Annotated in this window: 19 protein-coding genes and 1 other RNA gene; 11 read left to right on the top strand and 9 right to left on the bottom strand. The window is 65.6% G+C overall.

Going from position 1 to position 19755, the window contains the following annotated elements; all coding sequences use genetic code 11:
* Positions 1 to 37: 37 nt before the first annotated feature.
* Positions 38 to 562 carry a peptide deformylase gene (def, locus tag LPJ38_RS08070; protein ID WP_145641889.1) on the bottom strand — a complete coding sequence of 175 codons (525 nt, stop codon included), beginning with the start codon at positions 560 to 562 and terminating at the stop codon, positions 38 to 40.
* A 171-nt stretch (positions 563 to 733) separates the two neighbouring features.
* Here def and LPJ38_RS08065 point away from each other — a divergent pair, with 171 nt between their 5' ends.
* Positions 734 to 1942 (top strand): DNA recombination protein RmuC, encoded by a 1209-nt coding sequence (locus LPJ38_RS08065; RefSeq protein ID WP_145641890.1) that lies wholly within the window; start codon positions 734 to 736, stop codon positions 1940 to 1942.
* 141 nt (positions 1943 to 2083) lie between these two features.
* On the top strand, positions 2084 to 3445 hold the full coding sequence (locus tag LPJ38_RS08060) for an AmpG family muropeptide MFS transporter (RefSeq protein ID WP_145641892.1): 1362 nt from the start codon (positions 2084 to 2086) through the stop codon (positions 3443 to 3445).
* A gap of 49 nt (positions 3446 to 3494) precedes the next feature.
* Here the strand turns inward: LPJ38_RS08060 and LPJ38_RS08055 are convergent, their stop codons facing one another.
* From LPJ38_RS08055 to ffs, 5 genes are all read right to left on the bottom strand, one after another.
* Positions 3495 to 3926, bottom strand: a complete 432-nt coding sequence (locus tag LPJ38_RS08055; protein ID WP_008542698.1) for a hypothetical protein — start codon at positions 3924 to 3926, stop codon at positions 3495 to 3497.
* Positions 3927 to 4014: 88 nt separating this feature from the next.
* Positions 4015 to 4617, bottom strand: a complete 603-nt coding sequence (recR, locus tag LPJ38_RS08050; protein ID WP_061850086.1) for a recombination mediator RecR — start codon at positions 4615 to 4617, stop codon at positions 4015 to 4017.
* A gap of 1 nt (position 4618) precedes the next feature.
* Positions 4619 to 4939, bottom strand: a complete 321-nt coding sequence (locus tag LPJ38_RS08045; protein WP_145641894.1) for a YbaB/EbfC family nucleoid-associated protein — start codon at positions 4937 to 4939, stop codon at positions 4619 to 4621.
* 23 nt (positions 4940 to 4962) lie between these two features.
* A complete protein-coding gene (locus tag LPJ38_RS08040) occupies positions 4963 to 6798 on the bottom strand; it encodes a DNA polymerase III subunit gamma/tau (RefSeq protein WP_145641896.1) in 1836 nt (611 codons plus the stop codon).
* 95 nt (positions 6799 to 6893) lie between these two features.
* Positions 6894 to 6990: signal recognition particle sRNA small type (gene ffs, locus LPJ38_RS08035), an RNA gene on the bottom strand.
* 184 nt (positions 6991 to 7174) lie between these two features.
* On the opposite strand from ffs, the gene LPJ38_RS08030 reads away from it, so the two are divergent.
* The 9 genes from LPJ38_RS08030 (at position 7175) to LPJ38_RS07990 (ending at position 14675) form a co-directional block, all read left to right on the top strand.
* A complete protein-coding gene (locus LPJ38_RS08030; protein WP_145641898.1) occupies positions 7175 to 8029 on the top strand; it encodes a transporter substrate-binding domain-containing protein in 855 nt (284 codons plus the stop codon).
* Between the two features lie 153 nt (positions 8030 to 8182).
* On the top strand, positions 8183 to 8845 hold the full coding sequence (locus LPJ38_RS08025; protein WP_145641899.1) for an amino acid ABC transporter permease: 663 nt from the start codon (positions 8183 to 8185) through the stop codon (positions 8843 to 8845).
* A complete protein-coding gene (locus tag LPJ38_RS08020; protein ID WP_145641901.1) occupies positions 8842 to 9636 on the top strand; it encodes an amino acid ABC transporter ATP-binding protein in 795 nt (264 codons plus the stop codon). Before LPJ38_RS08025 ends, LPJ38_RS08020 begins: the two co-directional genes overlap by 4 nt.
* On the top strand, positions 9636 to 10391 hold the full coding sequence (locus LPJ38_RS08015) for an SDR family NAD(P)-dependent oxidoreductase (protein ID WP_145641905.1): 756 nt from the start codon (positions 9636 to 9638) through the stop codon (positions 10389 to 10391). The genes LPJ38_RS08020 and LPJ38_RS08015 overlap by 1 nt, the downstream gene beginning before the upstream one ends.
* Positions 10388 to 11515, top strand: coding sequence for a muconate cycloisomerase family protein (locus tag LPJ38_RS08010; protein WP_145641907.1), 1128 nt, complete (start codon positions 10388 to 10390; stop codon positions 11513 to 11515). The genes LPJ38_RS08015 and LPJ38_RS08010 overlap by 4 nt, the downstream gene beginning before the upstream one ends.
* A 254-nt stretch (positions 11516 to 11769) precedes the next feature.
* Complete coding sequence (locus LPJ38_RS08005; RefSeq protein WP_145641909.1) at positions 11770 to 12189, top strand: HIT domain-containing protein; 420 nt, start codon at positions 11770 to 11772, stop codon at positions 12187 to 12189.
* Between the two features lie 10 nt (positions 12190 to 12199).
* Positions 12200 to 13138 (top strand): NAD(+) diphosphatase, encoded by a 939-nt coding sequence (nudC, locus tag LPJ38_RS08000; protein ID WP_145641912.1) that lies wholly within the window; start codon positions 12200 to 12202, stop codon positions 13136 to 13138.
* Positions 13139 to 13144: 6 nt separating this feature from the next.
* The gene (locus LPJ38_RS07995; protein WP_167520757.1) at positions 13145 to 14068 is read left to right on the top strand and encodes a sugar kinase; all 924 of its coding nucleotides are present in this window, start codon (positions 13145 to 13147) and stop codon (positions 14066 to 14068) included.
* 97 nt (positions 14069 to 14165) lie between these two features.
* The gene (locus LPJ38_RS07990; RefSeq protein WP_008542650.1) at positions 14166 to 14675 is read left to right on the top strand and encodes an Lrp/AsnC family transcriptional regulator; all 510 of its coding nucleotides are present in this window, start codon (positions 14166 to 14168) and stop codon (positions 14673 to 14675) included.
* A gap of 154 nt (positions 14676 to 14829) precedes the next feature.
* Here the strand turns inward: LPJ38_RS07990 and LPJ38_RS07985 are convergent, their stop codons facing one another.
* The 3 genes from LPJ38_RS07985 to hrpB all read right to left on the bottom strand — a co-directional run bounded on the left by LPJ38_RS07985 (position 14830) and on the right by hrpB (position 19628).
* Positions 14830 to 16329, bottom strand: a complete 1500-nt coding sequence (locus LPJ38_RS07985) for a phosphomannomutase/phosphoglucomutase (RefSeq protein ID WP_145641914.1) — start codon at positions 16327 to 16329, stop codon at positions 14830 to 14832.
* A 194-nt stretch (positions 16330 to 16523) separates the two neighbouring features.
* Positions 16524 to 17036, bottom strand: a complete 513-nt coding sequence (locus LPJ38_RS07980; RefSeq protein ID WP_167520758.1) for a TIGR02281 family clan AA aspartic protease — start codon at positions 17034 to 17036, stop codon at positions 16524 to 16526.
* A 126-nt stretch (positions 17037 to 17162) separates the two neighbouring features.
* Positions 17163 to 19628, bottom strand: coding sequence for an ATP-dependent helicase HrpB (gene hrpB / locus LPJ38_RS07975; protein ID WP_167520765.1), 2466 nt, complete (start codon positions 19626 to 19628; stop codon positions 17163 to 17165).
* Between the last annotated feature and the right edge of the window lie 127 nt (positions 19629 to 19755).

Raw genomic sequence — 19755 nt, 5'->3', positions numbered from 1 at the left:
CCCGGGACAAGCCCGGGCATGACGGCGGAGGATTTGATTACCCCGCGCGCTTGGCGGCCTTCTCGAACTTCTTCATCACCCGGTCGCGCTTGAGCTTCGACAGATAGTCGACGAACAGGACGCCGTTGAGATGGTCGATCTCGTGCTGGATGCAGGTGGCGTAGAGGCCCTCGGCGTCCTCCTCGTGCACCTTGCCGTCGAGGTCGAGGAAACGCACGCGCACCTTCGCGGGACGCTCGACCTCCTCGTAATATTCGGGGATCGACAGGCAGCCTTCCTCGTAAACCGACAGCTCCTCGGAGGAGGCGATGATCTCCGGGTTGATGAAGACGCGCGGCTGGTGCCTGGTCTCGCCGTCCTCGTCGCGCTTGGCGAGGTCCATGGTGATAAGCCGCAGCGGCTGCGCGACCTGGATCGCTGCAAGGCCGATGCCGGGCGCGTCGTACATGGTCTCGAACATGTCGTCGGCAAGCTTGCGGATCTCCGGCGTGACCTTCTCGATCGGCTTGGAGACCAGACGCAGCTGCTTGTCGGGCAGGATGATGATTTCTCTGAGGGCCATGGCCGCGATTTAAGCTGCGCGCCGGATGCGGTCAATCCAGCGAGGAACTCCGTTAACCCTTCGCTAACCATAAATCTTCAGCTTTCATTAACCATAAAAATTAGTGGCTCGTTAACGGTCGCCGTTCCCTCTTCGTTCGCGTTCGCGTGCGAATCGGCTAGAAGGGCACGCATGAACGAGATCATTTTCATGGCTGGCGACTGGCCGGTACGCACGATCGACGCGCTAATCGGCTTCGGCGCGCTCGTTCTCATCCTCCTGGTGGTGATCGCGGTGGTGATCGCGGTGGTGATCGCACGCTCCGGCCGGCGTGGCGCGGAACTCGCGATGGCGCATGCGATCCGGGCTGACGAGCTCGAGGAGCGCCTCAGCGAGGTGCTGCGGGCCCAGAGCGAGTCCTCGGGCCGGGTCGATGCCATGACCCAGGCGTTGGCGGGACGTCAGGCCGAGATGGCGCGCGCGGTCAACGAGCGGCTGGACTCGGTGACGCACCGCGTCGGCCAGTCCATGGAACACTCCACCCGCAACACCATGGAGAGCCTGCGCGCGTTGCATGAGCGGCTCGGCATCATCGACAGCGCGCACAAGAACCTCACCGACCTCACCACGCAGGTGACGACCTTGCGCGACGTGCTCGCCAACAAGCAGTCGCGCGGCGCCTTCGGCCAGGCGCGGATGGAGGCGATCGTCCAGGACGGCCTGCCGAAAGGCTCCTACGAGTTCCAGTTCACGCTCTCGACCGGCAAGCGGCCCGACTGCGTCGTGTTCCTACCGGACCAGCGCCCGCTCTGCATCGACGCGAAGTTTCCGCTGGAAGCGATGACGGCGCTGCACGACGCCCGCACCGACGAGGAGAAGCGCATCGCCACGCAGCGCCTGCGCGGCGACGTGATGAAGCATGTCAGCGACATCGCCGAGAAATATCTCGTCGCCGGCGAGACCCAGGAGATGGCGCTGATGTTCGTGCCGTCGGAATCGGTCTACGCGGAGATCCATGACGGCTTCGACGACGTGATCCAGAAGGCCTATCGCGCCCGCGTCGTGCTGGTGTCGCCCTCGCTCCTGATGCTCGCGATCCAGGTGATGCAGCAGATCATGAAGGACGCGCGCATGCGCGATGCCGCCGACCAGATCCAGACTGAAGTGATCAAGCTCGGCGACGACCTCGGCCGCCTGCGCGACCGCGTATTGAAATTGCAGAAGCACTTTGCCGACGCGAACGAGGACGTCCGCCAGATCCTGATCTCCGCCGACAAGATCGAGAAGCGCGCCGGACGGATAGAAGAACTCGATTTCAGCAAGAGCGATGCGGAAGGCCCGCGCCTGGTGGCGACGGGGGCAGCGGAGCTGTTTCCGCGGAAGCTCCAGGCGGGGGAGTGATTCGGCGCCGTCATGGCCGGGCTCGTCCCGGCCATCCACGTATTGCCACATTGCATCAAGAACGTGGATGCCCGGGACAAGCCCGGGCATGACGAGCTTTGTGGCAGAGGCATCGCGGCCAGAATCTGCTAACACCGCCCCATGACCGCACCCGACGCGACCTCCTCCGCCGTGGCTTCCGCGCCTGCGCCCTCCTGGCGCGATAGCCTTGCCGTGTACCTGCAGCCGCGGGTGCTGATCGTGCTGTTCCTCGGCTTTTCCTCGGGGCTGCCGCTGGCGCTGTCGGGATCGACGCTGCTGGTGTGGATGGCCGAGGCCGGGGTCGATCTCGGAACGATCGGGCTGTTCGCGCTGGTTGGAACGCCGTACACGCTCAAGTTCCTGTGGGCGCCGCTGGTCGACGCGCTGCATGTCCCGTTCTTCACGCATGCCTTCGGACGCCGCCGCGGCTGGCTGGTGTTTTCGCAGCTGCTGCTGATCGGCGCGATTCTGCTGCTGGCGCTGACCGATCCGGCGCGCTCGCCGCTGCTCGTCGCGCTGGGCGCGCTCCTGGTCGCGACGATGTCCTCGACCCAGGACATCGTCGTCGACGCCTTCCGCGTCGAGAGCCTGCCCGAAAGCGAGCAGGCCGCCGGCATGGCCGCCTATGTCGCGGCTTACCGCATCGGCATGTTGGTATCGACTGCGGGCGCCTTGTTCATCGTCACCGGTTTCGAGGCGGTCGTCCCGCGTGGCGCCGCCTGGATGTGGGGCTATGTGGTGATGGCGGCCATGGTGCTGATCGGCACGGTGACTGCACTGGCCGCCACCGAGCCGGCACAATCCGCGCGTGCCGAGGCGGTCACGCGGGACGATGGCGCCCTCACGCGGGTGTTCCATGCCGCGCTGGGCGCGTTCTCAGAGTTCTTGCAGCGAAAGGAAGCATGGACCGCGCTTGCCTTCGTCGTGCTGTTCAAATTCACCGACGCGTTTTCCGGCAACATGACCGTGCCGTTCGTCATCGACATCGGCTTCACGCGCAACGACTACGCCGTGATCGTCAAGGGAGTCGGTATCATCGCGACATTGGCGGGCGGTTTTGCCGGCGGCTTCGTGGCCCGGCGTTATTCGCTGGCCACCAGCCTGTGGATCGGCGGCATCGTGCAGGCGATGTCCAATTTGTCGTTCTCGTGGCTGGCGCTGGTCGGCGTCAACGAATGGGCGCTGACCCTCGCCATCACCTCCGACAATTTCTGCAACGCCATCGGCACCGTGATCTTCGTCGCCTATCTCTCGGCGCTGTGCCAGAACCCGCTGCATACCGCGACTCAGTATGCGCTGCTAACGGCGCTCGCCGCCGTGGGACGGACCTATTTATCGTCGGGCGCGGGGTACCTCGCGAAAGAGACGGGTTGGCCGATGTTCTTCGCGATCTCCGTCCTCGCCGCCATCCCGAGCTTGATGCTGCTGGCGTATTTGCAGAAGCGCGGGCATTTCGAAGCGCTCGGGCCGGTGCGGGTGTGACGCTGCCCTCGTCATTGCCGTGACGGCGAGGCAGCGGAGCGTCGCGCCCCTACTGCTTCTTGATCAGGCTCCACTTCGTGATCACGGCCTCGCTCATCTGGCCGGCGTCGCTGGCGCAGGCGATCTCGTCGACCTTGACCGAGATCTCCTTGCCGACGAAGGATTTCAGCTGCGTGGCCTGCGCGTCGCTGGAGGTGACGAGCTGGAAGGTCTCGGGACCGGTCTCGAGATTGCACAGCCCGTTCGGCGGCGGCAGCCGGCGCGGCTCGGACGTGATCTGATAGGTGGCGACGCGCTTGCCGTTCTTGACGTCGCGCACCTTCATCGCGTTCAGCTCGCCCGACAGGACGTCGCCGGTGTTGATCGGCTTGCCGGGCTTGGACGGCGGGGTCTCGTCGCCCTGCTGCGCGGAAATGGCCGGGGTCACCAGAATCATCATCGTCGCGACCAAAGCCGAGCGTGTGGCGAAAAGTTTCGTCATGTCGTCCGTTCCGTAAAGTCTGGATGGGAATTCTTGTTTTGACGCGTTTTCTTCACGCGAACCGGTATCCACTTCGCTCGAAAACGCTCTAGAACAGGGTGCGCTGCCGCATCGCAGCCGATAGCGTACCTTCATCGAGATAATCAAGCTCGCCGCCGACGGGAACTCCGTGGGCGAGGCGCGTCACCTTCACATTGGCGTCCTGAAGCAGGTCGGTGATGTAGTGCGCCGTGGTCTGGCCGTCCACCGTCGCATTGAGCGCCAGGATGATCTCATGCACCTGCTGGTCATGCGCGCGCGCCACCAGCGCGTCGATGGTGAGGTCCTGCGGGCCGACGCCGTCGAGCGGCGACAATGTCGCGCCCAGCACATGATAGCGCCCCTGGGTGGCATTGGCGCGCTCCAGCGCCCAGAGGTCGGCGACGTCGGCGACGACGACGATGATGGATGGATCGCGCTTCGGATCCGTGCAGACGGTGCAGGGGTTTTGCGTGTCGATGTTGCCGCAGGTCTTGCAGACCTCGACCTTGTCGAGCGCAACCTGGAGCGCCGACGATAGCGGCATCATCAGCGCTTCGCGCTTCTTGATCAGGTGCAGCGCCGCGCGCCGCGCTGAGCGCGGGCCGAGGCCCGGCAGCCGTGCGAGCAGCTGGACCAGCCGCTCGATCTCAGGACCTGCAACCGCGCCCATCTTACTGGCCGAACAACCCCGGCGGCAGGCCGAGCCCGCCCGTGAGCGACTGCATCTTCTCCTGCACCGCCGTTTCCGCCTTGCGGCGGGCATCGGCGAGCGCGGTGACGAGCAGGTCTTCCAGCACCTCGCGCTCTTCAGCCTTCATCAGCAAGGGATCGATATTGATGCTCTTGACGTCCATCTTGGCGGTCATGCGCACGGCGACGAGGCCGCCGCCGGAAATGCCCTCGACCTCGACGCTCGAGAGCTGGTCCTGCATCTCCTGCATCTTGGATTGCAGCTGCGCCGCCTGCTTCATCATGCCGAGAAAATCAGCCATAGCTCGATGTCCTTGAAAGAGGCTCAGAGATCGTCGTCGCCGTCGAAACCGGCCGGCGGATCGTCACTGCCATAGTCGGCGTTAATATTGGTTTCCGGCGTCTCGGGGGCAAGCCTGCGGACCTCGACGACTTTCGCGCCGGGGAAACGCGACAGCACCTCCTGCACGCGCGGATCGGCCTCGGCGGTGCGGGCATGCTCCTGCTTCGCCGCCTGGTTCACCGAGCGCAACGTCGGCTGGCCCTGCTCGTTGGAGACGACCACGGTCCAGCGGCGGCCGGTCCACAGCTCGAATTTCCTCGCAAGCTCCGAGATCATGGTCTTGGAGGCGTTGGGCTCGAGCGCGACTTCCAGCCGCCCCTCCTCGAAACGAACCAGGCGCATGTCGCCTTCGAGCGCGCTCTTGGTCATGATGTCGCGCTTCTGGCCGGCGAGCGCGACGAGCTGGGTGAAGCTCGTGATGCGCAGCTGGGGCGCAGTGCCTTGCGGGGCCGGCGCGGGGGCAGCCATCTGCGGCCGTGCACCACCACCGAACGAAGACGGCGATGACGTCGGCATACGCACGGGCGCAGACGTGACCGGGACCGCCGAAGCCATCGGCGCACCCGGCGCGCTGCGCGCAGCTCCCCCGCCGTTCACGACCGGCGAGCCGCCACCGTTCTGCTCCAGCATCCTGATGGCTTCGTCCGGCGTCGGCAGGTCGGCCACATAGGCGATACGCACCAAAACCATCTCGGCCGCGGCGGCGGGGCGCGTTGCGGCCTGTACCTCGGTGATGCCCTTGAGCAGCATCTGCCACATCCGCGACAGCACCCGCATCGAGATCTTCGAGGCGAAGTCCCGCGCGCGAACCCGCTCGGTCTCGCCATAGGCGACATTGTCGGCCACCGCCGGAATCACCTTCACCCGGGTGACGAAATTGACGAATTCGGCGAGGTCCGAGAGCACCACGACCGGATCGGCGCCCACATCGTACTGGTCGCGGAACTCCTTGAAGGCGGCCGCGATGTCGCCGCGCGCCAGCGACTCGAAAAGGTCGATGACGCGGGTGCGGTCGGCAAGGCCCAGCATCTGCCTGACCGCGTCGGCTTTCACCTGGCCCGCCGCATGCGCGATCGTCTGGTCGAGCAGCGACAGCGAATCGCGCACCGAGCCTTCGGCGGCGCGCGCGATGATGCCGAGCGCCTCCGGTTCGATCTCGACGCTTTCCTTCGCCGCGATGTTGGCGAGGTGCTTCATCAGCACATCGGCCTCGACGCGGCGCAGGTCGAAGCGCTGGCAGCGCGACAGCACGGTGACCGGAACCTTGCGGATCTCGGTCGTGGCGAACACGAATTTGGCGTGCTCCGGCGGCTCCTCCAGCGTCTTCAGGAAGGCGTTGAACGCCGCCGTCGACAGCATGTGGACTTCGTCGATGATGTAGACCTTGTAGCGGGCGCTGGCGGGGGCATAACGCACGCTGTCATTGATCTGGCGGACGTCGTCGACGCCGGTGTGTGAGGCCGCGTCCATCTCCAGCACGTCCATGTGCCGGCTTTCCATGATCGCCTGGCAGTGCACGCCCAGCGAGGGCATGTGGATGGTCGGCCCCTTCACCGAACCATCAGGCATCTCATAGTTGAGTGCACGGGCAAGAATGCGCGCGGTGGTGGTCTTGCCAACACCGCGGACGCCGGTGAGGATCCAGGCCTGCGGGATGCGCCCGGTCTCGAACGCGTTGGAGACGGTGCGGACCACGGCCTCCTGGCCGATCAGATCGTCGAATGAGGAAGGGCGGTATTTGCGCGCCAGAACCCGGTAGGGCGTGTTGCCGGCTTGGCCGGCGCTGTCAGGATTGGGAGGGGCGCCAGCGTCGGTCATCGGTCGATCCGCAATGAAATCTCTCTCGGCCGGCTTTTGCGGAAAGGAGCGCGCTGGCGGGGAGCCCGCCGGCGCTGGTTCGCTCGGAAAAACAGGTAGGAGACTGACGAGCGACCCGATCCGGACCTCGTTAGGGCTGCTTCCTTCCGGACCTGACCCGGTTGGCGAGTGGCTCGTCCACCGCCAATCTCCCGGTGCCTATTTGGGGCCAAAGGAAGCGGAAAGCAAGCGGCTATGCGCGCGAACGACTGGATACTGCCCATCATCCGGGCAATTATCGGTCTGCCCAGCCGATAGGCTGTGCTTTCGCCGCTGGGAGCACCTTGCTAAGAACGCCTGGCGGAACTCCATCCAAGCAGAAGAGCGATTGATCCCAATGCTTACACGTCGTGATGTTGCATCGATTGTCGGATTAGGTGCCCTTGGCGCGGCGGCCGCGGGCACACTGGCCGCCCCGGCGGTGGCGCAGACGGCCGATCCGAACGAATCGACCTTCGCCCGCATCCGCCGGACCAAGAAGATGCGGATCGGCGCCGTCGGCGGCGGCGCGCCGTATTACATGAAGGACCTCTCCTCCGGACAGTGGAAGGGCTTCTACATCGACATCGCCAAGGGGCTCGCCGACGACATGGAGGCCGAGCTCGAGATCACCGAGACCACCTGGGGCAATTCGGTGCTCGATCTGCAGGCCAACAAGATCGACATCTTCTTCGGCCTCAACCCGACCCCGAAGCGTGCGCTGGTGGTCGACTTCTCGGTGCCGGTCTTCAACAACGCCTTCGCGATCCTCTGCAAGAAGGACTTCAAGCCGAAGAGCTGGGCCGAGCTGAACTCGCCCGACATCAAGATCGCGGTCGACCAGGGCTCCTCGCACGACCAGGTCGTCAGCCGCCTGACACCGAAGGCGCAAATCACGCGGCTGAAGACCGCCGACGAGGCCACCGCCGCGCTGCAGACCGGCCGTGTCGACGCGCAATGCCTGATCACCATGCTGTCGCTGACCGTGCTGAAGAAGAACCCATCGCTCGGCCAGCTCGTGCTGCCGACGCCGATCTTCGCCACCACGTCGAATGCCGGCTTCCGCCGCGAGGCCGACAAGACCTGGCGCGACTATGTCAACACCTGGATCGACTTCAACAAGGGCCTCGGCTTCATCCGCAACGCGATCATCACCAACATGGAGCTGGTGGGCGTGACGGAGGCGGACATTCCGCCGGGCGTGTCGTTGTAAGATGTATTGAGCGCCTGAAGCATCCGCACCGTCATGGCCGGGCTTGTCCCGGCCATCCACGTCTTCCCCGCGGCACAGAGAACGTGGATGCCCGGGACAAGCCCGGGCATGACGGCGAGTTTCCGAGCTGACATCGGGTACGAGTTAATACGCATGTATCAGTGGGACTTCGGCATCCTCTGGAGCTATCGCTGGCTCTTTCTCAACGGGCTCGGCGTCACCGTCGGCTTCACTGTGGTCATCGTGGTGTGCGGGCTGCTGTTCGGCCTGCTGGGTGCGTTCGGCAGCCTGTCGCGCTTTCGGGCATTGCGCCTTGCCGCGCTCGCCTTCATCGAGGCGTTCCGCTGCACGCCGATTCTGGTGCAGCTGATCTGGTTCTATTACGCGCTGCCGATCCTCGCCGGTGTCGAGATGACGCCGATCACAGCCTCGGCGCTGGCGCTCTCGCTCTATGGCGGCTCGTTCTATTCCGAGATCATCCGTGGCGGCATCATCTCGATCGACCGCGGCCAGTCCGAAGCCGGCGCCGCGCTCGGCATGACGCCGATCCAGACCATGCGGCGCATCGTGCTGCCGCAGGCGATCAAGCGCATGATCCCGGCGCTGATGAACCAGTCGATCATCCAGTTCAAGAACACCTCGCTGGTCTCTGTGCTGGCGGTGCCCGACCTCGTCTATCAGAGCCAGGTCGCCGCCCATGACAGCTACCGGCCGCTGGAAACCTACACCGCGGTCGCGGTAGCCTATGCGGCGATCCTGATCCCACTCACCATCCTCGTCCGGCGCGGCGAGAAGCGACTGGCGGTGAGCGAATGAGTGAGACGCCGAAAATCGAGATTCGCAGCCTTCGCAAGAGTTTTGGCAGCAACGAGGTCCTGAAGAACATCAATCTCGACGTCGCCAAGGGTGGCGTCGTCGCGCTGATCGGCCCGTCAGGCTCGGGCAAGTCCACCCTGCTCCGCTGCATCAACCTGCTGGTCGTCCCCGACGGCGGCAGCGTCCGCGTCGGCGACACCCGCTTTGCTTTCGGCGATGGCACAAAGCTTCCGGATGTGAAGACGCTGGCAAAATTCCGCGCCACCACCGGCATGGTATTCCAGCACTTCAACCTGTTCCCGCACATGACGACGCTGCAGAACGTCATGGAAGGGCCGGTCACGGTACGGCGCATGGCCAAAGCGGATGCCGAGAAGCTCGCGCGCGCGCAACTCGCCAAGGTCGGCCTTGCTGAGAAGGCCGACCAATATCCGGCGACGCTCTCCGGCGGCCAGAAGCAGCGGGTCGCGATCGCGCGGGCGCTCGCGATGGAGCCTGACGTCATGCTGTTCGACGAGGCGACGTCCGCGCTCGATCCTGAATTGGTCGGCGAGGTCCTGAACGTGATCCAGCAACTGGCCTCCGAAGGCATGACCATGGTGATCGTGACCCATGAGATCGCCTTCGCCCGCGAGGTCGCCGACCGCCTCATCTTCATGCGCGACGGTGTCGTGGTCGAGGAAGGCCCGGCGCGGCAAGTGATCGATAATCCCAAGGAAGCGGCGACGCGCACTTTCCTCAGCCATTTCCATCGCACCGGCGCGCTGTCGCCGGCCACCACGGCATCGTGATGCCTGATCTCGAACGCGTCTATCTCGTCACCGGCGCGGCCAGCGGCATCGGCCGGGCCACTGCAAAACTTCTCGCCGCGCCCGGTATTGGCCTCGTTCTGCATACGCGCTCGAACGAGGACGGACTTAGGGCGACCGCGGCCGACGCCAAAGCGCGCGGTGCGGCCGTTGCAACGTGTCTCGGCGATCTCGCAAATGAAGTAGCTGTGACGCTCGCATGCGCGACCGCGCATCTCGAGTTTAACCGGCTTGACGGATTGATCCTGGTTGGAGGCCACGCCCGCCGAGGTAGTGCGATCGGCACGCCCGGGGATCAATTCGTGCAGGCCATGGACGAGTCCGCTCTCGCCTTCACACGTTTCGTCAAGGTTGCGCTTCCGCAACTGCGCGCCGGCCATGATGCCCGGATCGTCGCGGTGTCGTCTTTCGTCGCGCACGCCATCCGGCCCGAATTCGCGCCCTTCGCGGCGACGGCTGCCAGCCGCTCCGCGCTGGAAGCGCTGGTGCGCCTCACCGCGGTCGAACTCGCGAAAGACGGCATCACCGTCAATGCGGTGTCGCCGGGCCTCATCGTCAAGGACAAGCCGAGCGAGAGCCGGCTCTCGCCCGAGCAGATCGCCGCGACCGAAGCGCTGATCCCGATGCGCCGCCGCGGGCAGCCGGAGGAAGTCGCCGAAATCATCGCCTTCCTGGCATCCCCGAAAGCATCCTACGTCACCGGCCAGGTCTGGCACGTCAATGGAGGCCTGACATGAGCGAAGCGAGCATCGAACGTCTCAGGCTGTTCCTGATCGAGAGCCCGATCAAGATGGCGCGTCTGCAAGGCGTCGGCAACGTCAAGGGCACGGTGAAACGCGTGCTGATCGAGCTCACGTCCAGCGACGGCGTGATCGGCTGGGGCGAGGCCGCGCCGTGGGAAGTGTTCACGGGAACGCCGGAGGCGGCGTTCTCGGCACTCGACATCTACTTGCGTCCCATCGTGCTCGGCAAGCCGGTGCGCCGCATTCGCGCGTTGATGGCCGAGCTCGACCGCGCGCTGGTCGGCCACGCCGAAGCGAAAGTCGCGGTCGAGATGGCGCTGCTCGACATCGTCGGCAAATCGTCGGGGCTCTCGGTCGCCGATCTCCTCGGCGGCCGCGTGCGCGACACCATCCCCCTCTCCTTCTCGATCGCCGATCCGGATTTTGCCGCCGATCTCGAGCGCATGCGGAAAATGGTTTCTGAAGGCAACGTCATCTACAAGGTGAAGACCGGCGTGAAGCCGCATCGCGAGGACCTCGATCATCTCGAAGCAATCCGGAAAGAGTTCGGCGACACGGTGGATCTGCGCATCGACTACAACCAGGCGCTGGCGCCGTTCGGCGCCATCAAGATCCTGCGCGATGTCGAAGAGTTTTCACCGACTTTCATCGAGCAGCCGGTGCCGCGCAAATATCTCGACGTGATGGCGCAGCTCACCGCGGCACTGGAGACGCCCCTGCTCGCCGACGAGAGCTGCTTCGACCGCCGCGACATGATGGAGGTGGTGCGCCGCGAGGCGGCAGACGCGGTCTCGATCAAGCTGATGAAGGCCGGCGGCCTGTTCGAGGCGCAGGCCATCATGGCGATTGCCGACATCGCCGGCCTGCCCGGCTATGGCGGCACCCTATGGGAGGGCGGCATCGGCCTTGCCGCCGGCACGCAGCTGATTGCGGCCACGCCCGGCATCTCGCTCGGCTGCGAATTCTACATGCCGCATCATGTGCTGACCGAGGACGTGCTGGAAGAGCGAATCGCCAATCGCGGAGGTCATGTCGTGGTGCCGGATGGACCCGGCCTCGGCATCCGCGTCAGCGAAGCCTCGATCCGCGCCAATGCAAGGGTGATTGTGGAGGGGTAGTTTCCGTCAGGCCGGGGCGCGCGCAGTGCGAGCCCGGAATCCATAGCCACCGACAGAGGTTGTTGCGCGAGCTGGCAACCACGAGTCTTCGCCACACTTCTCCCTGTGGTTATGGGTCCCGGATCGGCGCTCCGCTTGTCCGGGACGACGACCGTATATGCGGTGACAGCGGGGCCCAATCCTTCCCCTATCGGAATCGGTATCGTATGGTCGGGCCCAACACGCCCGTCCCATCGGGCCATCCGGAAACACCTATGTCTGATCCCGCCTGGTCGCTGCATTCCCGCCTGAAAGAGGACACCATCGACATCGGCGATCTGCCGCTGTCGAAGGTGCTGGTCATCAAGGACGCGCATTATCCCTGGCTGCTGCTGGTGCCGCGGCGGCCCGATGCGGTCGAGATCATCGATCTCGACGAGGTGCAGCAGGCGCAGCTGATGACCGAGATCTCCCGCGTCTCGCGCGCGCTGAAGGAGATCACCAAATGCGACAAGCTCAATGTCGCAGCCCTCGGCAACCTCGTGCCGCAGCTTCACGTTCACATCATCGCGCGCCGCACCAGCGACGCGGCCTGGCCGCGGCCGGTGTGGGGCGTGATGCCGCCGCTGGCCCATGACGCCAACGAAGTGCAGAATTTCATCAGCGCGCTCCGCCGCAAGATCTGGTTGGGTTGAAAGAATCACAATGTCCGCATTCGACGCGTTTCCGCTGGGGCAGCCGGCCTTCGTCACCAACGTCCTCGACCGCGCCGCGCATCTGCGCCGCGATGACGAGAAGCTGTTCGCGATGGAGCAGAAGCCGTCGTCGCGCGCCTATGTGGTCTATCGCGACTCGCTGCTGGTGAAGCACGAGGGCGAGACGGTGCGCGCGCTGCTTTCGATCGACGAAGCGCTGAAATGCGGCGCCAATCCCGGCACGGTGTTCCTCGGGCTTCGCGACGGCGCGGCCGTGTTCGGCATGGGCCTATCGCAGGCCGCCGCCGAGAAGCTGGTCGGCGGCGCCGACTACACCGTGACCGAGCTGCGCGGCATGGCGATGCAGGGCGCGATCCCGCCTGAGGAGCTCTCGGCCGTGGCGATGGCGAAGTCGATGGTGAGCTGGCATCAGCGCCACGGCTATTGCGCCAATTGCGGCACCCGCACCGCAATGAAGGAAGGCGGCTGGAAGCGCGACTGCCCGAGCTGCAAGGCCGAGCATTTTCCGCGCACCGATCCGGTCGTGATCATGCTGGTCGCCTCCGGCGACAAATGCCTGCTCGGGCGCCAGAAGCATTTTCCGCCGGGCATGTATTCCTGCCTCGCCGGCTTCGTCGAGGCCGCCGAGACCATCGAGGATGCGGTCCGCCGCGAGATCTTCGAGGAGTCCGGCATCCGCTGCACCGACGTGCAATATTACATGACCCAGCCCTGGCCCTATCCGTCGTCGCTAATGATCGGTTGCAGCGCGCGGGCCGTGAGCGAGGACGTCGTGGTCGACCATTCCGAGCTGGAGGATGCGCGCTGGTTCACGCGCGAGGAGGCAGCAAAGATGCTGACGCGGACGCATCCGGACGGACTCGCCGGCCCGCATCCCTTCGCCATCGCCCATCATCTGCTCGGCCGCTGGGTGCACGACAAGAGCTGACCGCCGATGGTGCCATCTGGGATCGCGCCGCGCATCCTCTGCATCGGCATTCCCGTGCGCGACCTCACCTTTCGGGTCGAGGCCGTACCCGCGCGTGGCCGCAAGGCGAACGCGAGCCATCTCGCGGAAATCTGCGGCGGCAACGCGCTCAACGCCGCCATCTCCATCGCGCGGCTCGGCGGCCGCGTCGCGTTCGCGGGGCCGATGGGCGACGCGCGGGAGACGTCGAGCGGCTTCATCCTCGAGCGGATGGCGGCTGAAGGCATCGACACCGCGCACATCGTGCGCATGCCTGATGTGACCACGCCGGTCTCGGCGATCATGATCGAGCCCTCCGGCGAACGGACGCTGACGATCTATCGCGATCCCGCCTTGTGGTCCGTGAAGCTTTCTGAATCCGGCGAACTGCTCGCCGATTGCCAAGGGGTGCTCGTCGAAAGCCGCTGCGGCGTGTTCGCGACGTCGCTCTGCACCGAGGCGCGCCGGCGCGGCATTCCCGTCATCGTCGGGGTCGATCGCGCCATGGCATTGCAGGACAGCCTGCTCACGGCCGCCTCGCATCTGCTGTTCGCCAGCGAGCAGGTGCAGGAGACCGTCGGCATCACCGACGACGGCGAAGCCTTGAAGTGCCTGGCCGGTCTGACGCCGGCCTTCCTCGCCGCCACCCGCGGCCCACGTGGCACGATCTGGCTGAACGCCGCGGGCGAACTGGAAGAGACGGCGGCTTTCCCGGTTCAGGCGGTCGACACGCTCGGCGCCGGCGACGTTTTCCACGGCGCCTTCGCCCTTGGTCTCGCCGAGGGTAAGGGGGTGCGGGAGGCGCTGCGATTCGCCGCGGCCGCGGCAGCGCTGAAATGCAGCCGCCATGGCGGCGGCCTGGCTGCGCCGCAACGCGTTGAAGTTGAAGAGCTTTTGCAAGGCAAGCTCTAGAGGGATTCCACTGTTACGCCGAGATTATGGGCTTGCTGTGGAATGATTTTCTCTATATCAGGGAAATCAGCCCTTGAAATGGAACAAAGTTCTTCAAATGACTGACCTTGCCGTTCAGATTCCCGAGACCAGCCGCCGCCTCGATGCCATCGACCGCAAGATCCTGATGGTTCTCCAAGAGGATGCCTCCCTCTCCGTCGCCGAGATCGGCGACCGCGTCGGCCTGTCATCGACCCCCTGCTGGAAGCGCATCCAGCGGCTGGAGGCCGATGGCGTGATCATCAAGCGCGTCGCGCTCGTCGACCAGAACAAGATCGGGCTCGGCATCTCCGTGTTCGTGTCGGTGGAGAGCTCCGACCATTCCGACGCCTGGCTGAAGCGGTTCGCCGAAGCCGTCAGCGCCATGCCGGAGGTGATGGAGTTCTATCGCATGGCCGGCGACGTCGACTACATGCTGCGCGTCGTGGTCGCGGACATGCAGGCCTATGACGTGTTCTACAAGAAGCTGATCAGCGCCGTGCCGCTGAAGAACGTCACCTCGCGCTTTGCGATGGAGAAGATCAAGTCGGTCACCGCGCTGCCGATCCCGGCGGTGGTGGCGGCTTAGGCTCTTCGGCGGAGGGCGACGCTCCTTCGGCAAGCGTCATGGCCGGGCTTGTCCCGGCCATCCACGTCCTTGCGTTCGCGCGTGAGGAGAGGATGCCCGGGACGAGCCCGGGCATGACGTCGGAGATAGCGGCGTCCGGTATCTCTGACACTCCTCAAATCTTCTGATTGTACTCGCCGACTTCGGGATGCGTGCGCAGCACGCTGTTCACCATCTCGAACATGTCGTGCATGCGCTGCTCGGAGACCGGGCTCTCGACCACGACGACGAGTTCGGGCTTGTTGGAGGAGGCGCGCACCAGCCCCCAGCTGCCGTCTTCCACCGTGACGCGCACGCCGTTGACGGTGACGAGATCGCGGATCGCCTGGTCCCCGATCTTGGCACCCTTCGCCTGCAAACCTTCGAAGTGCTTCACTACCTTGTCGATGACGCCGTATTTGGTCTCGTCGGCGCAGTGCGGCGACATGGTCGGCGACGACCAGGTCTTCGGCAGCGCGTTCTTCAGGTCGGCCATCGACTTGCCGGGCGCACGGTCGAGCATGTCACAGATCGCGAGCGCCGAGACCAGGCCGTCGTCATAGCCGCGGCCATAGGGCTTGTTGAAGAAGAAATGGCCGGACTTCTCGAAGCCCGCGAGCGCACCCGTCTCGTTGGTGCGGCGCTTCATGTAGGAGTGGCCGGTCTTCCAATAGGCGGTCTTTGCGCCCTGCTTCTGCAACACGGGATCGGTGACGAACAGACCGGTCGACTTCACGTCGACGATGAACTGCGCGTCCTTGTGGATCGCCGACATGTCGCGCGCCAGCATCACGCCGACCTTGTCGGCAAAGATCTCCTCGCCGGTGTTGTCGACGACGCCGCAGCGGTCGCCGTCGCCGTCGAAGCCGAGGCCGACATCGGCCTTGTGATGCAGCACCGCATCGCGGATCGCGTGCAGCATCTCCATGTCCTCGGGGTTCGGATTGTATTTCGGGAAGGTGTGGTCGAGCTCGGTGTCGAGCGGGATCACCTCGCAGCCGATCGCCTCCAGCACCTGCGGCGCGAACGCGCCGGCGGTGCCGTTGCCGCAGGCCGCCACCACCTTGAGCTTGCGCGTCAGCTTCGGACGAGAGGTGAGATCGGCGATGTAGCGCGCCGGATAGTTCTCGTGGAACTGGTAAGAGCCGCCCGCCTTGTTCTTGAACTCCGCGTTCAGGACGATCTGCTTCAGCCGCGTCATCTCGTCGGGACCGAAGGTCAGCGGACGGTTGGCGCCCATCTTCACGCCGGTCCAGCCATTGTCGTTGTGCGAGGCCGTGACCATGGCAACGCAGGGCACGTCGAGGTCGAACTGCGCGAAATAGGCCATCGGCGTCACCGCAAGGCCGATGTCGTGCACCTTGCATCCCGCCGCCATCAGGCCGGAGATCAGCGCATATTTGATCGAGGCCGAATAGCCGCGGAAATCGTGGCCGGTGACGATCTCCTGGCCGACGCCGAGCTCGGCGATCAGCGCGCCCAGCCCCATGCCGAGCGCCTGCACACCCATCAGGTTGATTTCCTTCTGGAACAACCAGCGCGCGTCATACTCGCGAAAGCCCGTCGGCTTCACCATCGGCTCGGATTCGAAGGCGTAGGTGTTGGGCAACAGTACGGATTTCGGCTTCGGGAACATTGAGGCGGTCTCGTGAAAAGGGGGGCAGGATTTGTTGCAGCCTTAGCGAAAGCCGGGCCGCAACGAAAGGCGGGAATGAAGGCTTATGGCCGATAATTGCGGCAGTTTGGTAACGAAGAAACGTTGCCGCGGAGGCGGTCAGAGCGAAGAGATTATCTTTGAAAATGACAGTCGGACGAACGTGCGGGCCGCGCCTACTGCTCCAGCACCATCTGGCCGTTGGCGTATTCGAAGCGCTTCAGGCGCGACAGGAAGGACAGGCCGAGCAGGTTCTCCGACAGCGCTGCGTCCGGCAGCACCATGGCATCGACGTCGCGCACGATGAGACCGCCGACATCGAGCATGGCGATCCGGGTGCGCGCGGCCTTGATGGTCCCGTTGGCGGTGGAGACGGTGGCGGTGTACTCGCTGCGCGAAGGTCGCAAACCAAAGCGTGCGGCCGAGGTCTCGTTCAGTGCAACGACGGATGCGCCGGTATCGACCATGAAGCCGATGCGCTGGCCGTCGATGCGGCCCTCGGCCTGGAAATGCCCGCGGACGTCGCGAGAGAGAAGCAGGTTGCGGCCGCCGGCCGGCGCGGTGGAGGCGACGGCCACCGTCGTGCGCGACACCGAGGTGGCGGAGGCCGAGCTCATCTTGTCCGCCATCTGGGCCATGAAAGTGCCGAGGCCGATCATGACGGCTGCGAAGATCACAATGTTACGCATCACACCACATCCGAGCCGAAAGCTCGATTTCACCACGCAGCCCGCCCGGCGGCGAGCGCAGCCGCGACTGGGCCGATGCCATTTTGACGAAAAGGATGAGCGGACGGTTAATGCGGTCGCCGCAACTCACGTCCCGCGCGGCTTTGCCCGCCGGGTCGGCAGCGCGCTGGCCGGTTCGTCCGGCCAGGGATGGCGCGGATAGCGGCCGCGCAGGTCGGAGCGCACGGCGGCGTAACTGCCGCGCCAAAAACCCGGGAGATCGCGCGTCACTTGCACCGGGCGCTGGGCCGGCGACAGCAATTCCAGCACCAGCGGCACCTTGCCGGCAGCGATCGCGGGATGGGTGTCGAGGCCGAACAGTTCCTGCAGCCGCACCGTGATGGTCGGGCCCTGCTCGGCCTCGTAGTCGATCGCGAGCATGCTTCCGGTCGGCGCCTCGAAATGCGTCGGCGCCTCGCGGTCGAGCCGCGCGCGCATGTCCCACGGCAACAGCGCCATCAGGGCGTCGGAGAGATCGCCGGCGGAGACGTCCTTGAGCGCGACCTTGTCGTAGAGCGCCGGCATCAGCCAGTCGTCGCGGCGTGCGATCAATCCGTCGTCCGACAGATCGGGCCAGCTGTCGCCCTCGGCCTTGCGCAGGAACATCACGCGATCGCGCCACTGCTTGGCCGCCTTCGACCAGGGCAGCCGGTCGAGGCCGGCAGCGATCAGCCCATCGGCGAAGATGCGCGCGGTGTCCTCAGAGGGCGACACGGCAAGTGTCGCCTCGGACAGCGTGATGGCATGCAGCACACGCTTGCGCCGCGCCCGCAGCGCCATCGCGCCGCGATCGAACGAGACTTCTTCTGTGCTCTCGATATGCTCGGCGAAATGCTGCTCGATCTCCTCCTGGGTGATCTGTGCCGCGAGCAGGATGCGCCCGCTCGCTGCCGTCCCCGTCATCTCGCCGATCGCGATGTAAGGCGCGCGGGCAAGCGAGGAGGTCTGCTCGACGGACGCGCCACGGCCGTTGGCCAGCACGAAGCTGCCATTGCCGCGATTGCGCGCGACGCGGTCCGGAAAGGCATAAGCGAGCATCAAACCGGTCGAGAGCTGCCCCGCCTTCTCGGACGCCGCGACCTGCGCGGCCCAGCGCCGCGCCAGATCGCGCGCGCTGGCCGCGCGCGGTGAGCGGTCGCGGCGAAACTGGTCGCGCCGGTGCTCGAGATCGACGCTGTCGCCACCGAGCCCGCGCTCGGTGATGATAGCTGCGATCTCCGCCGCGGCTTCGCCGCTACCGGCGCGATGCGAATCCACGATCATGCGCGCCAGCCGCGGCGGCAGCGCCAGTGCGCGCAGGCTCTTGCCTTCGGCGGTGATGCGGCCGTCGCCATCGAGCGCGTTGAGCTCCGCGAGCAGGCTTTTCGCCTCCTTCCAGGCCGGCTGCGGCGGCGGATCGAGGAACGACAGCGCCGCGGGATCGACAACGCCCCATTGCGCGAGATCGAGCACCAGGGAGGACAGATCGGCGCTGAGGATTTCCGGCTGGGTGTAGGGCGCGAGCGAGGCGGTCTGGGGCTCATCCCAGAGCCGGTAGCAGACCCCGGGTTCGGTTCGGCCGGCGCGGCCGCGGCGCTGGTCCACTGCCGCGCGCGAGGCGCGCACGGTCTCGAGCCGGGTCAGGCCGATGTCGGGTTCATAGCGCGGCACGCGCGCGAGACCGCAATCGACGACGATGCGCACGCCTTCGATGGTGAGCGAGGTCTCCGCGATCGACGTCGCCAGCACCACCTTGCGCGTCCCCTTCGGCGCCGGCGCAATGGCGCGGTCCTGCACCGCGGCATCGAGCGCCCCGAACAGCGGCACGATCTCGACGGAAGCGTCCTGCACGCGTTCGCCGAGGAAATTCTGGGTGCGGCGGATTTCGGCAGCGCCCGGCAGGAACGCCAGCACTGAGCCGCTGTCGGCGCGCAGCGCGGACGCAATGGCATCCGCCATCTGCCGCTCGATCGGAGCGTCCGCCTTGCGGCCGAGATAGCGCGTCTCGACCGGAAAAGCGCGGCCTTCGCTCTCGACGACGGGGGCATCGCCGAGCAGTTTTGCCACGCGCGCGCCGTCGAGCGTCGCCGACATCACGAGGATGCGCAGGTCCTCACGCAAGCCGGTTTGCGCGTCGCGTGCCAGTGCGAGGCCCATGTCGGCATCGAGCGAGCGCTCGTGGAATTCGTCGAACAGGATGGCAGCGACGCCGGAGAGCTCAGGATCGTCGAGGATCTGGCGGGTGAAGATACCTTCGGTCACGACCTCGATGCGCGTTGCGCGCGATATTTTCGAACCGAAGCGGACGCGGTAGCCGACGGTCTCGCCGGCGCGTTCGCCGAGCGATTTGGCCATGCGGTCGGCGCTGGCGCGCGCGGCGATGCGGCGGGGCTCCAGCACGATGATCTTCTTGCCCTTGGCCCAGGGAGCGTCCAGCAGCGCCAGCGGCACCCGCGTGGTCTTGCCAGCGCCGGGAGGGGCCACCAGCACAGCGGCGTTGCTGGCCTCCAGCGTGCGCGACAAATCGTCGAGCACGACATCGATCGGGAGGGGCGTATCGAAACTGCGGGGCAAGGAATCATCCGTCGTCATGCCCGGCCTCGTGCCGGGCATCCACGTTCTTTCATCCAGCAGTGAACAAGACGTGGATGGCCGGGACAAGCCCGGCCATGACGGCTTGAGGGTTGCCGAAGATGTCTCG

Origin of the sequence: Bradyrhizobium daqingense (assembly GCF_021044685.1) — a bacterium.
In the GTDB taxonomy this organism is placed as follows: Bacteria; Pseudomonadota; Alphaproteobacteria; order Rhizobiales; family Xanthobacteraceae; genus Bradyrhizobium; species Bradyrhizobium daqingense.
This window is presented reverse-complemented; position numbering and strand designations above follow the sequence as displayed.